Genomic DNA, 13,007 nt, shown 5'->3' on the forward strand with positions numbered 1-13,007 from the left:
AAATCCCAACGGATTTCGTTGAAACAGTGCAAATTATTGATGACCGCGTCATTCGTTTTGAACTTGACGACCTTCGGGTTCAGGTTAAAGGCGGAAAGTTCTACGTTGTTGATGCTTTCCTAACTTATAAAATCGTTGATCCAGTTCGCTTCCGTGAATCTGTGTTTGGCCGAATTTCAACTGCTGAAGATCGTATTGATACAGCGCTTGAGAACGCCCTTCGTGACGTTTACGGCTTGCGTGACTTTAATGCAGCGCTTTCTGAGCAACGCTCAGACATGATGCGGGAAGTGCGAGATCAAGTTGAACCTGCTTTGTCGAGTATTGGTTTGGCTGTTGTTGATGTGCGCGTGACGCGGACGGATTTGACTGCACAAGTGTCACAACAAACTTATGAGCGAATGAAAGCGGAACGTTTGGCTGAGGCTGCTCGTTTGCGGGCTCGTGGTCAAGAATTGGCGCAAACATTGCGTGCGCAGGCAAACCGTCAAGCGGTTGAGCTTGTGGCGACTGCTCAGCGAGATTCAGACATCTTGCGCGGTGAAGGTGAAGGCGAGCGGAACAATATTTTTGCGCAAGCATTTGGCAAAGACGCTGAATTCTTTGAGTTCTACCGTTCAATGCAATCTTATCGTGCTGCATTACAAAGCGATGGGACGACTATGGTTCTGTCACCAGATTCGGAATTCTTCCAGTATTTCCAATCTGATACAAGACGTGTGCCGACCGAGTAGTGATGCAAGATTTATTTGTAGCACTCGCATTGGCGTTGGTTGTGGAAGGGCTGCTTTATGCAGCCTTTCCCGTTTTTATGAAGAAGATGATTGCGTCAGTTTTGCTGTCGCCTGATGCACAAATCCGCGTGATCGGGATTACAACGGCAACAATTGGCCTTATTATATTGTTTTGGCTCCGCCAAGGATGAGAGGATCATAAAGGTCCCATAATGGCGGTGCGGTTGAGGAGGAAACAATGCCGGTTTTAAAGACGCGAATGAGCGCGTGTTTGCGCATCACATTGGCGCTGGTGCTGCTCTTGGCAAGTGCGGTTGCCACGTTTGCGCGTGGCCCGGTTTCTTTCGCCCCGTTAGCAGCGGAGCTGCAAGGCGCGGTGGTCAATATCTCAACCACTTATGTAATTAGCTCAAGTGGTCGCGGATTTTCATTACCAAATGTGCCAGAAAATTCTCCATTGCGAGAGTTTTTCGACAAGTTGCAACCTGAACAGCCCCCCGAACCTGACGAGCCTATTGAGAGCCGTTCGCTTGGGTCTGGCTTTGTGATTGATCCAGACGGCACGATTGTTACGAATTTTCATGTCATTAAGGGCGCAAACCAGATTTTTGTTGCGTTCACAGACGGCACCCGCGTTGAGGCGCGCGTGGTGGGCGCAGATGAAAAAACAGACCTTGCGGTGCTTCGCGTCAATGTGGACCGCGAGCTGAACTATGTAAAAATGGGCGATTCTGACAGTGCGCTGATTGGCGACTGGGTGGTGGCAATTGGTAATCCGTTTGGCCTTGGCGGTAGTTTGAGCGCTGGCATTATTTCTGCGCGTAATCGGGATATTCGCTCCGGCCCTTATGATAATTTCATTCAAACAGATGCAGCGATCAACCAAGGGAATTCTGGTGGTCCGTTATTTGATATGGACGGCAATGTGATTGGCATTAATACGGCGATCATTTCGCAATCGGGCGGGTCGTTGGGGATCGGGTTTTCAATTCCGATCAATCTGGCAAAACCGGTGATCAATCAGCTGATTGAGTTTGGGGAAACGCGTCGCGGCTGGCTGGGTGTTGAAATACAAGAAGTCAGCGAAGATATTGCCGCTAGCCTTGGTCGAAAAGACAATGCAGGGGCGCTCGTTTCAACAGTGGTGCCTGGTGCGCCCAGTGACGGGACAATTGAAGAAGGCGACTTGATTCTGACTTTTGATGGCAAACCCATTACCAAGATGCGGGATTTGCCGCGTATTGTGGCAGAAACAGGCGTTGGCAAAGAGGTCATTGTTGGCGTGTTACGCCGGGGCGAGAATGTTGATTTGAATATTACGCTTGGTCGGCTTGAACCAGCCGATCAGTTTGCTGCGGTTGAAGAACTTCCACCCGAAGAAATTCCAGCAGACACAGATTCTATGCTCGGTCTGACCGTCTCCGCATTGACCAGCGAGATTCGTGAGGAATTTGCAATATTAAAGGATGTTGACGGGGTCGTGGTTACCGAAGTCGAAGCTGGTTCCGATGCGGATGACAAAGGGGTGCGTGTGGGACACACGGTTATGGAAGTCAATCAACAGGAAGTTTTCTCTGCCAAAGATGTAGAAACAATTGTTGGCACGGCGGCGGAATCGGGCCGTGAGGTCATTTTGTTGAAAATTGTTGATCCTTCTGGTTCACGCCGTTTCGTCGCGATACGGTTGAATAAATAGTTAGGCCGGGTTGCGCAATGAATAAAGCACATGGGGCAGCACCTTGCTGTCCCTTGGCAATTTTGGGTGATCAAAGTCGCGCAATGGGTTGTGCATGAACCCAAGTTTTTCCATCACTTTGCGCGACGGCCAATTATTGCGGTAAGTGATGGCGACGATTTCGGGGACATCGAAGTTTTTGAACGTATGAGTGATCGCAGCGCTCGCAGCTTCTCTTGCGTAGCCACGTCCCCAATATTGTTTGCCGAGCAGCCAGCCAGCTTCTACGTCGCTTTTGCCTGGCACTTCAAATTGAAAACGGCCGCAACCCGCTAGGCCGAGCAAGACGCCATCCGCTTTGCGTTCAACGGCCATCATGTGGAAACCGTTTTTCTGTAGACGTTCATTGCAGTTGGTCATCCACAATTCAGCTTGTTCGCGTGTTCGCACACTGGGATAAAACCGCATGACGTCAGGATCAGCGGTAAAGTCTGCAAAAGTGTCGGTGTCGTCGTCCCTAAATGGGCGCAGGATCAGGCGTTCAGTTTTAATCATTGGCGCACTAAATCGGCTTCCTCGAAGCCTTGTAAATACAGCAAAGCACTTAGGTCACAATGATTGAATTGATATTGTGCCTGTTCGGCAACAATGGGCTTTGCGTGAATGGCGACGCCCATGCCTGCCGCTTTGATCATCATCAAGTCGTTTGCGCCGTCGCCAATTGCCATTGTGTCCGAAAGGTGCAAACCTTTTTCGGCGGCGAGTGACTTGAGTTTTTGCAGCTTGGTGTCTTTGTCGACAATTGGGCGAGAGACAGTTCCGGTCAGTTTGTCGTCTTCAAATTCAAGCACATTTGCCGTTGCTTCATCGAAGCCGATGCGTTTGCCAAAATAGTCAGCGAACAGTGTAAAGCCGCCGGACACGAGGGCCGTATATGCGCCATAGGCCTTCATAGTTTGCACCAACACACGACCGCCTGCTGCGTAGGTGATTTGCTCGCGACGCACTTCTTTGACCTTGTCGAGCGGCAAGCCTTTGAGCAATCCAACACGTTCGTCCAAGGCTTCTTCAAAGTCCAATTCGCCGCGCATAGCGCGCGCTGTAATGTCGGCAATTTGGTCCTTGATGCCCAAGGCGGCCCCGAGTTCATCGATGCATTCTTCGTTGATCATGGTTGAATCCATATCAGCGATCAGCAGTTTTTTTCGACGCTTTTCATTGGGCACCAAATTGGCATCAACTTTGGTGTCGCCAATGATGGCTCTTGCAATTTGCAATGGGTCAGCGGCCTTTGGATTGATAAATTCAATCGCGATTGATTGGTGCAGCCAGTTGACGCTGCCGCCGATTTCAGCATGTATGGCGCGAACCAATTCTAGTTCAAGCTTTGGATTTGCTGGGTTGGTGGTGAGTACAAGAATTGGCATGTCAGTCCTTTAAGGAAAACAAAATGGTGCAGCGTGCATTGTTGATAGCGGGTCCGACCGCGAGCGGCAAGACAGCGCTGGCGATTGCCCGTTCGGCTGGTGCGAAGTCGTTGATCATCAACACCGACTCAATGCAAGTCTATGATGTGCTCAACATACTCTCCGCACGACCAAATAGCGAAGAATTAGCCCAAGCGCCGCATCGATTGTATGGTCATGTGGCCCCGACGATCCGGTATTCAACTGGTGCGTGGTTGCGCGACGTTCAAGCCTTGATTCAAGGCGAGGGCGCAAATTACGAAAAGCTGATTTTCGTTGGCGGTACAGGGCTTTACTTTGATGTGCTGATCAATGGATTCGCGCAGATACCCGAGGTTCCTCAAGCAGTGATTCAACAAGTTGAAGCAATGATTCAACCGCTAGATGCGGATGGACGGGCCGAATTGTTAGCCCAAATTGACCCTGAGATGGCGAACCGCCTGCAAGCGCCTGATCCGCAACGGGTGGTGCGGGCACTTTCTGTCAAACAAGCTACAGGTAAATCGTTAGCGACCTGGCAGGATGAGCCCAATGAACCATCTATTTTGGCGGACTTTGAAATTGAAAAAATTGTGCTCAACCCAGAGCGGGATGTGCTGCGGACCCGCATTGCACAACGGTTCAATCTGATGATGAGAGCAGGAGGAATCGAGGAAGTTGAAGCGATCAATGCGCTAGAGCTGGATGCTAGTTTGCCAGCCATGCGCGCGATCGGGGTGCCGGAAATTTCTGCCTATCTGAGAAATGAAATGACTTTGGATGAGGCAACCGAAAAATCAATCATCGCCACCCATCAATATGCCAAGCGGCAACGCACGTGGTTTCGCAATCGGATGCAGGATTGGACTTGGATTGATCCGCTAGCAAGTCGCGATCAATAATCTGCTTCGTCTCGTTCGTACAGTCCGTCAAGCGTGTAGCTGCCATTGACGGGCGGGAACGCCTGGTTGTCATAATCGGGGTCCGACACCGTGCAGTTGCGGCCGCACATCAAGATCGCCATTTCTTTGTCGACATCATTCTTCCAAATGCGACCGCCGGGCGTTGCCACATAACCGTCCACTTCTTCATCGACATCCGCTGCAAGATCGTCCGAGGATGGTGTTTCTGCATCGGCGTCGTAATCGAATGCACCGTGGGTGTGGTACGATGCTAGGATCTCAACCATCTCGTCGCTCGGCTCATCGGCTAAACAACTGTCTTCTCGGCCGCGTTTTGGTTTCGTAGCGATCAGTTCGCCGTCTTCATTTAGGCCAAAATACCCGCAATATTCGCGCTTGTTGGCGATGGATAGTTCTTGAATGGGGCCAAAAAAGTTCGCGAGATAGTTCTGCGTGATGGGTTGCGCGAAGGCGCTTGAGGTTGTCATTGAGAGGGCAATTGCCAAGGCTAAACGCATATTATCTCCAATCATTTGAAGGGAATTAAAGCACGTTGATTGATGTTGCGCCAGTTAATGAAATCAGTTCCACAGCATTTGTTTTGAACACGGAACGGGGATGACCGGCTGCGGCCCATATGTCATCCAGTACCAATAGGCTCTCATCGAGAAATATTTTGATGTCACCAATAGCACCGAGCGGGGAAACGCCGCCAATGGCAAAGCCGGTTTGTTCGCGCACAAAATCTGCATCAGCACGGCTCAGTTTTTCGCCAATTTGGCGGCCAACGCGCCGCTCATGCACCCGGTTGGCACCAGAAACCAGCAACAGATACGCGTTGCCCGTGTCAGAACCTCTGAACACCAGCGATTTAACGATTTGCGCAACGTCGATCCCAAGCGCATCGGCAGCTTGTTGAGCAGTGTGGGCCAACTCATCAAGCTTGACGATTTCTGCGTTTGAATTTGAGCGGCGCAAAACGTCGTTCACGCGCTGCTCAGATGCGGTTAGCTCGCTCACTTAACCTCGGCTAGCTTTGCTAGAATTGCTGCATGGGAGCGTATGCCGCGTTGCAGGCACGTCAATTCGTATTTTTCGTTTGGCGAGTGGATATTGTCATCGGACAGACCAAAGCCAACCATGATGCTTTCCAAACCAAGGGTTTCTTTGATTTGTCCAACAGCGGGGATTGAGCCACCCATGCCGATCAATTTGGTCGGATTATCAAACACCTGGTCCAAGCCCGCCTTGGCGGCTTGCAAATATGGGCTATCGACGGGCAATTTTGCTGCGACGCCAGTGCCATGGTTTTTGAGCGTCATGGTGAAGTCTTTTGGCAAACGTTCATTGAAGAACGCTTCAAGGTTTTTCAAAATCGCGTGAGGGTCTTGATCGCCCACCAAGCGGCAGGACAATTTCAGGCTTGCCTGCGACGCGATAACCGTTTTATGGCCCTCGCCGATATAGCCACCCCACATGCCATTTATATCGCAGGTTGGTCGGGCCCAAAGTTTTTCAAGGGTTGAAAATTCAGGCTCGCCCGCGGCGCCCGATAAGCCGATTTCGCCGAAAAATCCTTCGTCGTCATGATTAAGGGCTGCAAGTTCGGCGCGTTCCTCTGCACCAATTTCTGGCACACCGTCGTAAAAGTCGGCGATTTGCACTTTGCCGTTCTGATCGTGCAATTGTGCAACAATGGATGACAATGCATGTAACGGGTTGACCACTGCACCACCATACATGCCGGAGTGCAAATCACGGTTGGGCCCAGTGATAGAAATGGTCGCGTCAACCAAACCGCGAAGCGAATAGGTGATCGCCGGGGTATCAATGTCCCACATGCCGGTGTCGCAAACCACACAGAAATCAGCTTTCAAAAGGTCTTTGTTGGCTGCGAGGAACCCAGCCAAACTTGGGCTGCCGGTTTCTTCTTCGCCCTCGAGCATGATTTTGACATTGCAGGGCAAATCACCAGCGACTTCTATCCAAGCGCGAAACGCTTCGATGAACGTCATCACTTGGCCTTTGTCGTCTTGCGCGCCACGCGCAACGATTTTCTTGCCATATTTGCTGTCTTTAATCACAGGTTCAAATGGGGCTGTATCCCACAATTCAAATGGATCGCCCGGCTGCACATCATAGTGTCCATAATATAGGGCAGTGGGTGCATCAACGGTTTTGGATTTGCGCTCGGCATACAAAACAGGGTGGCCAGCGGTTTTGATCATTTTGACGTTAAAGCCAAGGTTTGAAAGCTGGTCGCCCATCCAATTGGCGGCGCGTAACACTTCTGCATCAAACTGAGAATCTGTGCTGACAGAAGGAATTTTGAGCCATTCGATAAGCCGATCAACCGAGTGATCAAAATTATCATCAATGTAGCTTGTGACAGCAGCAAGATTATTCAACGTCATAAATTGTTCCGGTATTTTTTTGACCATTTGGTCGGTCAGAAGAGGGAGGTTACATTTGCCATATGTGCTTTCAAATTTGGTTGGACCAGTCAAGTAAAAACGACTTGCCGAACGGATTTGGGGCATTTTGGGGCTTGACCGATAAAAATTGGCCCCTTACCAATGTTGCCCAACAAGTGAATTTTGTAAGGGAGTCCCATGCGGACCGTTCTCGTACTCGTGATTAGTGGCACCGGCGGCGCAAACATCTAAGGAAGTTTGCGAGTGTCGGTGCATGTCTAGGTCCCAAATGGGGCCTTTTTTTATGGCTTGTTCGTGTCTAAGGTAACCTTGGGTACGGCAATTGAGGAGAAGAGAGAAAGATGGCTCAGCAAATGACCGGTGCAGAAATGGTCATTCAAGCGCTAGTCGATCAGGATGTCGAACATATATTCGGCTATCCCGGCGGCGCTGTCTTGCCGATTTACGATGCAATTTTCCAGCAAGACAAAGTTCAACACATTCTGGTGCGGCACGAACAAGGTGCAACCCACGCAGCAGAAGGTTATGCGCGGTCCACCGGAAAATGTGGCGTCGTGCTCGTGACATCTGGTCCAGGGGCAACAAATGCGGTGACAGGTCTCACCGATGCGCTGCTAGATTCTATTCCAATGGTTTGTATTACGGGGCAGGTGCCAACGCCTTTGATTGGTTCGGACGCTTTCCAAGAGTGCGACACGGTTGGCATTACCCGCAATTGTACCAAGCACAATTATTTGGTGAAGTCGGTTGAAGATCTGCCTCGGGTTATGCACGAAGCGTTCTATATCGCGACCAGCGGCCGTCCCGGCCCGGTTGTGATCGACATTCCAAAGGACGTTCAATTTGCGCTGGGCAGCTACGCAAAGCCGAATAACGGCTCGCACCCAACTTATAAGCCGCAAACCGAAGGTGATCTTACAGCGATAAAGATGGCTGTTGATTTGATGCTGAAAGCACAAAAGCCCATTCTTTATACGGGCGGCGGGGTGATCAATTCGGGGCCTGAAGCATCCAAAGAATTGCGCGAGATTGCTGAACTGACCGGTTTCCCGGTTACCTCAACTTTGATGGGTTTGGGCGCGTTTCCAGCGTCATCAGATCAGTGGCTTGGCATGCTCGGGATGCACGGCACCTATGAAGCCAATATGGCGATGCATGATTGTGATTTGATGATCTGCGTTGGCGCGCGATTTGATGATCGGATAACGGGTCGTCTTGATGGGTTTTCGCCAAATTCGAAGAAGATCCACATCGATATTGATCCCTCTTCGATCAATAAAAACATCGCGGTTGATCTGCCAATTGTCGGTGATTGTGGACTTGTACTTGAAGAAATGGTTCGCCTTTGGCGGTCGCGTACAAATGCACCGCGCACAGAAGCCCTATCGGGCTGGTGGAAAGAAATTAGCGGCTGGCGCGAAGTCAAATCGTTGAACTACATCAAGTCCGACACGGTGATTAAGCCTCAGCATGCGATTGAACGTTTGTATGAGCTGACCAAAGAACGTGATGTTTACATTACCACTGAAGTTGGCCAGCACCAGATGTGGGCGGCCCAGCATTTTCATTTTAATGAACCCAATCGTTGGATGACTTCTGGCGGGCTTGGCACCATGGGATATGGGTTGCCCGCAGCGGTTGGTGTGCAAGTTGCGCACCCCAATGCTTTGGTGATCGATATTGCTGGTGAAGCCAGTGTGCAGATGACGATGCAGGAAATGTCGACGGCGGTTCAATATGGATTGCCGATCAAGATTTTCATCTTGAACAACGAGCGCATGGGCATGGTGCGGCAGTGGCAGGAGCTGTTGCATGGCGGCCGATATTCAAGCTCATATTCAGAAAGCTTGCCGGATTTTGTCAAGATGGCGGAAGCTTTTGGCGGGGTTGGTATTCGTTGTGACGACCCAGCGGAACTAGACGAAAAAATCATGCAAATGATTGATAGCGACAAGCCGGTTTTGTTTGATTGCATGGTGACCAAAGACGAAAACTGCTTGCCGATGATCCCATCGGGCAAGGCCCATAATGAAATGATTTTGCCGGACACGGCAGATATCGGCAACATTATTGATGAAAAGGGGAAGGTCCTTGTTTAAACCAAGCTGGGATATAGAGCGCAATCAACTGGTTGAGCGCCACACACTGACCGTGCTTGTCGATAACGAACCGGGCGTTTTGGCCCGTGTCGTTGGCCTGTTTTCAGCCCGCGGGTTCAACATTGACAGCCTCACGGTTTCTGAGACTGAACATGATAAACACCGTTCGCGGATCACCATTGTAACCGTGGCCACACCAAAAGTGCTGCTGCAAATCAAGTTGCAGCTAGAGCGATTGGTGCCGGTGCATCGGGTGCATGATTTGACCGCCGAAGGCAAAGCGCTCGAGCGCGAATTGGCACTGGTCAAAGTTGCAGGCAAAGGCGAGAACCGGGTCGAAACGTTGCGCCTTGCAGAAGCGTTTCGCGCCAATGTTGTTGATGCATCCATCGACAGTTTTGTGTTCGAAATCACCGGCCGCCCCAACAAAGTTGAGCAGTTCATCGCGCTGATGCAACCGCTTGGACTTGTTGAGGTTGTGCGCACCGGGTTGACCGCAATTTCGCGCGGTAAAGAGGGCATGTAGCCTGCGCATTTAATCAAAGAAAAATGGGCGGCCGTTTGGTCGCCTTTTTTGTTTCAGGCTACGGCTTCCACTTTTATCCAAAGCGTTTCCTGACGGTCTTTTAGCACATGCACCACAGCTTGAGGTTCTATCAGGTCAAGCAATTGATTATCAGTGAGCCTGAGGTATAGGCCGCGAATGACTTTTCCAATTTGCCCATTTGATCTCGCGAACGCTGGGTGGTGATGATTTTGAATAATCTCCTTGGCAGCTTGTGGCAAGAATTTGTCATCCCTTCGTCGTAGAATTTGGGTTGCGCGGTTGCCAGTTCATCCGAATTGCCCTAACGATTCCAATAGTTATTCCTTGTAAGTGTGGGGAGATATGATGACCGCACTCTCTGTCAATTTGAACAAAGTCGCATTGCTGCGCAATCAGCGTGATTTGCCATGGCCAAGTGTTGTGGGCATGGCACGCGTGGTGCTGGACGCTGGCGCTAACGGCGTGACGGTGCACCCACGGCCTGACGAACGCCATATTCGACGGTCCGATGTTTATGATCTGGCGGCTTTATTGCGCGATGAATATCCAGATAAAGAATTCAATATTGAAGGCTATCCTGATGATGGTTTTGTTGAATTGGTTTTGGAAAACAAACCGCAACAAGTGACGTTTGTGCCAGACGATCCAAATCAAGCAACGTCTGACCATGGGTGGGACATCAAAGGCTCCCATAATATTTTGGCGCAACCTATTCGTCGGATGCGGGACGCGGGAATTCGTGTATCTCTGTTTGTGGATGAAGACCCTAACATTCCGCCAGATGCTGCGGAAATTGGGGCGGATCGGATTGAGATTTATACGGGTCCGTTTGGCGGCAGCTTTGGCACACCAGAGGGCGATCATCATTTGCAACGTATGCAAGTAACCGCGCGGGCGGCAAAGGCCGCTGGGTTGGTGATCAATGCGGGGCATGACCTAACGCTAGAGAATTTGCCCGCGTTTATGGAGAACGTGCCAAATGTCGCTGAAGTTTCCATTGGCCACGGCATAACCGCTGATGCGTTGCTGATGGGCTTTGCAGAGGCGGTGCGCCGCTATCAGATAGCGTTGGGCAATCCGGTTTCAGAATAGGTTGAACTGAACGTTTTTCGCTTTCTCGAGCTGTAGCAAGAACTGCTTCTTTTCCACACCACCAGTGAAGCCGCCAATATTGTTTTTGGCGGCGATCACCCTGTGACATGGCACAATGATTGGGATGGGGTTTTGCCCATTGGCATTGCCAACCGCTTGCGCGCCTTCGGGTTGCCCAATGCGCCGTGCCAATTCGCCATAGGTGATAACGTCGCCATAAGGGATTTTGGTGAGCTCAGTCCATACGCGCTGATTAAACTCGCTGCCAATAAAATTCATTTGAATATCGAATGTCGAGCGCAAGCCGCTGAAATACTCGGTCAGCTGCGCAATTTCGTTGGCAAAGCGGTTCTGATCGTTTCTCCAGCTTGGTTGTGGGGTAGGGGCTTGTCCGTGTAGCGGAATGTCCAAATAGTTCAGGTGAGTTCCATCGCCTGCGAACATGATGGTGCCAAGGGGGCTCTCCATGGTTGCGTAAAGCAAATCGGGCATGCGGTCTTTGGATTTGGCGCTCACAGTTCTTGTGCGTCTTTCTCGACACCCAAAGGTTCCCACAATTCAATGCAATTGCCTTCTGGGTCATGAAGCTGGGCAAAATAGCCGTTTGGCTCCTTTTCGGCCCCAACACTCACCTCGATTCCAGCTTTGCGCAGCTGTATGACCATCGCGCTGAGGTCATTCACGCGGAAATTGAGCATGAAATTCTGGTTGGGTATGGTTTTAAAGTCTTCCATTGTGTGATCAAACGGCAGAAAAAGCGTCGGACCGCCTTTAGGACGCCAACCCAAAATGCCGTAATCGTCGGGCATTTGGTCAATCCCCAAATTGTTTTCATACCATTTTGCCAGCATTTCAGGGTCTTTCGCGCGAAAGAATATGCCGCCAATTCCGGTTACTTTTTCCATGAAACTCTCCTCAGCCTCCAATCTATTTAACATGCTGATTTAGATCAACGCGGCGCGTACGACAATTATGCAAGATCATGTGGGACGGGCAAGTTGGGTTTACCTTTTTTTGGAGAGACTGGCATGATCAAAGACATCTTGGTATATTTAGACGGCAGCAAAGAAGACGATATTCGACTTTCATATGCGGTGCCGATTGCCGCACAACATGAAGCGCTGCTTATGGGGCTGCTTTGTATCGAAATCCCTGATGTGGTGAGCGCTGGTGATGGGGTCTTTTCGGCCGGAAAAGTAGCGGCAGAACTGCAAGCTCAAGCAGATCAGCAAGGCGACAAAGCAGAGAAAGCACTCAAAGACAAATTCGCTAAACTGGATGTGCGTTGCGAACTGCGTCGCATTGATACGGTTGGCTCACAAATGGCCGCAGCTATTTCAGACGAAGCCAGAGTTGCAGATGTGTTTGTTGCAACGCGCCCATATGGTCACTATTCAGAGCAACCAGAGTTGTTGGAAAAAATCCTGTTTAGCTCAGGTCGGGCTTGCCTGTTTGTGCCACCGGCAATTCCAGCCAAAGAACCCTTCACCGACATTGTGGTGGGGTGGCGTAACTCGCGGGAAACTGCACGTGCGGTTGCAGACGCTATTCCGTTCCTGCAAAAGGCCAACAAAGTCACGTTGGCGATGGTTCACGAGGGCGATTCAACCGAAGAGTTGCGCATCGAACCAGGTGCAGATATGGCGCGGCATTTAGATCGTCACGGTGTGAATGTGGAATTGCGCAACATTGCGGGTTGGGACAATGCTGGTGATGCATTGTTAAACGAGATTGAGCGCACGAACGCCAATATGTTTGTCATTGGTGGCTATGGTCACTCCCGTATTCGCGAATGGGTATTGGGCGGCGTTACCCGCGATGTTTTGACCAAAGCGGAAGTGCCCGTTTTGATGGCGCACTGATCGTTTCATCACGATGAAGTTATTTGGGGTCGGCGAAAGCTGGCCCCTTTTTTGTTTGCATCACCAGAAAAATCAGGTACGGGTAAAATAAATGTAGGACCAATACAAAACCAATGCGGGCTCAATCTACCCGCCGTCCTGCATCGTTGGTGCGCAGCACCTATTGAAAAATTTGTTTCTTTTAAGCGCCGTTCTGGTGCGCCAGATGGTGATGCA

The 13,007-nt window shown here is 50.5% G+C and carries 15 protein-coding genes; 8 read left to right on the forward strand and 7 right to left on the reverse strand.

Annotation, left to right across the window (positions count from 1 at the left end; genetic code table 11):
• The 3 genes from ACJAZW_RS08640 to ACJAZW_RS08650 form a co-directional block, all read left to right on the forward strand.
• Window positions 1–734, forward strand: a 734-nt coding sequence (locus ACJAZW_RS08640; protein ID WP_415157096.1) for an SPFH domain-containing protein, incomplete at its 5' end; no start/stop codon positions are given.
• Between the two features lie 2 nt (window positions 735–736).
• Window positions 737–925, forward strand: coding sequence for a DUF2065 domain-containing protein (locus tag ACJAZW_RS08645; protein WP_415157098.1), 189 nt, complete (start codon window positions 737–739; stop codon window positions 923–925).
• A gap of 47 nt (window positions 926–972) precedes the next feature.
• Window positions 973–2,430, forward strand: a complete 1,458-nt coding sequence (locus tag ACJAZW_RS08650; protein ID WP_415157100.1) for a Do family serine endopeptidase — start codon at window positions 973–975, stop codon at window positions 2,428–2,430.
• On the opposite strand, the gene ACJAZW_RS08655 is transcribed toward ACJAZW_RS08650, so the two are convergent.
• Window positions 2,431–2,964 (reverse strand): GNAT family N-acetyltransferase, encoded by a 534-nt coding sequence (locus ACJAZW_RS08655; RefSeq protein ID WP_415157102.1) that lies wholly within the window; start codon window positions 2,962–2,964, stop codon window positions 2,431–2,433. It lies immediately after the preceding gene.
• Window positions 2,961–3,836 carry a phosphoserine phosphatase SerB gene (serB, locus tag ACJAZW_RS08660; RefSeq protein ID WP_415157104.1) on the reverse strand — a complete coding sequence of 292 codons (876 nt, stop codon included), beginning with the start codon at window positions 3,834–3,836 and terminating at the stop codon, window positions 2,961–2,963. Before serB ends, ACJAZW_RS08655 begins: the two co-directional genes overlap by 4 nt.
• A 23-nt stretch (window positions 3,837–3,859) precedes the next feature.
• Here serB and miaA point away from each other — a divergent pair, with 23 nt between their 5' ends.
• Entirely contained in the window at window positions 3,860–4,756 is an 897-nt protein-coding gene (gene miaA, locus ACJAZW_RS08665) for a tRNA (adenosine(37)-N6)-dimethylallyltransferase MiaA (RefSeq protein WP_415157106.1), read from the forward strand.
• On the opposite strand, the gene ACJAZW_RS08670 is transcribed toward miaA, so the two are convergent.
• The 3 genes from ACJAZW_RS08670 to ACJAZW_RS08680 are packed head-to-tail and all read right to left on the reverse strand — an operon-like array spanning window position 4,750 to window position 7,164.
• Window positions 4,750–5,274: a DUF4329 domain-containing protein gene (locus ACJAZW_RS08670; protein ID WP_415157108.1), complete on the reverse strand. Its 525-nt coding sequence runs from the start codon at window positions 5,272–5,274 to the stop codon at window positions 4,750–4,752. The genes miaA and ACJAZW_RS08670 overlap by 7 nt on opposite strands.
• A gap of 25 nt (window positions 5,275–5,299) precedes the next feature.
• Window positions 5,300–5,776 (reverse strand): YbaK/EbsC family protein, encoded by a 477-nt coding sequence (locus ACJAZW_RS08675; protein ID WP_415157110.1) that lies wholly within the window; start codon window positions 5,774–5,776, stop codon window positions 5,300–5,302.
• Complete coding sequence (locus tag ACJAZW_RS08680) at window positions 5,773–7,164, reverse strand: dipeptidase (RefSeq protein WP_415157157.1); 1,392 nt, start codon at window positions 7,162–7,164, stop codon at window positions 5,773–5,775. Before ACJAZW_RS08680 ends, ACJAZW_RS08675 begins: the two co-directional genes overlap by 4 nt.
• Before the next feature lie 368 nt (window positions 7,165–7,532).
• On the opposite strand from ACJAZW_RS08680, the gene ACJAZW_RS08685 reads away from it, so the two are divergent.
• From ACJAZW_RS08685 to ACJAZW_RS08695, 3 genes are all read left to right on the forward strand, one after another.
• Window positions 7,533–9,290, forward strand: coding sequence for an acetolactate synthase 3 large subunit (locus tag ACJAZW_RS08685; protein WP_415157112.1), 1,758 nt, complete (start codon window positions 7,533–7,535; stop codon window positions 9,288–9,290).
• Window positions 9,265–9,816, forward strand: coding sequence for an acetolactate synthase small subunit (gene ilvN, locus ACJAZW_RS08690; protein ID WP_415157114.1), 552 nt, complete (start codon window positions 9,265–9,267; stop codon window positions 9,814–9,816). The genes ACJAZW_RS08685 and ilvN overlap by 26 nt, the downstream gene beginning before the upstream one ends.
• 363 nt (window positions 9,817–10,179) lie before the next feature.
• Window positions 10,180–10,929: a pyridoxine 5'-phosphate synthase gene (locus ACJAZW_RS08695; protein ID WP_415157116.1), complete on the forward strand. Its 750-nt coding sequence runs from the start codon at window positions 10,180–10,182 to the stop codon at window positions 10,927–10,929.
• Here ACJAZW_RS08695 and ACJAZW_RS08700 read toward each other — a convergent pair.
• Together ACJAZW_RS08700 and ACJAZW_RS08705 are read right to left on the reverse strand one after the other, a co-directional pair.
• Window positions 10,921–11,445: a methylated-DNA--[protein]-cysteine S-methyltransferase gene (locus ACJAZW_RS08700; protein WP_415157118.1), complete on the reverse strand. Its 525-nt coding sequence runs from the start codon at window positions 11,443–11,445 to the stop codon at window positions 10,921–10,923. The two genes, ACJAZW_RS08695 and ACJAZW_RS08700, sit on opposite strands and share 9 nt — an antisense overlap.
• On the reverse strand, window positions 11,442–11,834 hold the full coding sequence (locus ACJAZW_RS08705) for a VOC family protein (RefSeq protein ID WP_415157120.1): 393 nt from the start codon (window positions 11,832–11,834) through the stop codon (window positions 11,442–11,444). Before ACJAZW_RS08705 ends, ACJAZW_RS08700 begins: the two co-directional genes overlap by 4 nt.
• Before the next feature lie 123 nt (window positions 11,835–11,957).
• Between ACJAZW_RS08705 and ACJAZW_RS08710 the strand changes: the two genes are divergently transcribed.
• The gene (locus ACJAZW_RS08710) at window positions 11,958–12,791 is read left to right on the forward strand and encodes a universal stress protein (protein ID WP_415157122.1); all 834 of its coding nucleotides are present in this window, start codon (window positions 11,958–11,960) and stop codon (window positions 12,789–12,791) included.
• Window positions 12,792–13,007 lie beyond the last annotated feature (216 nt).

This window comes from Maritalea sp. (assembly GCF_047634455.1).
GTDB lineage: Bacteria > Pseudomonadota > Alphaproteobacteria > Rhizobiales > Devosiaceae > Maritalea.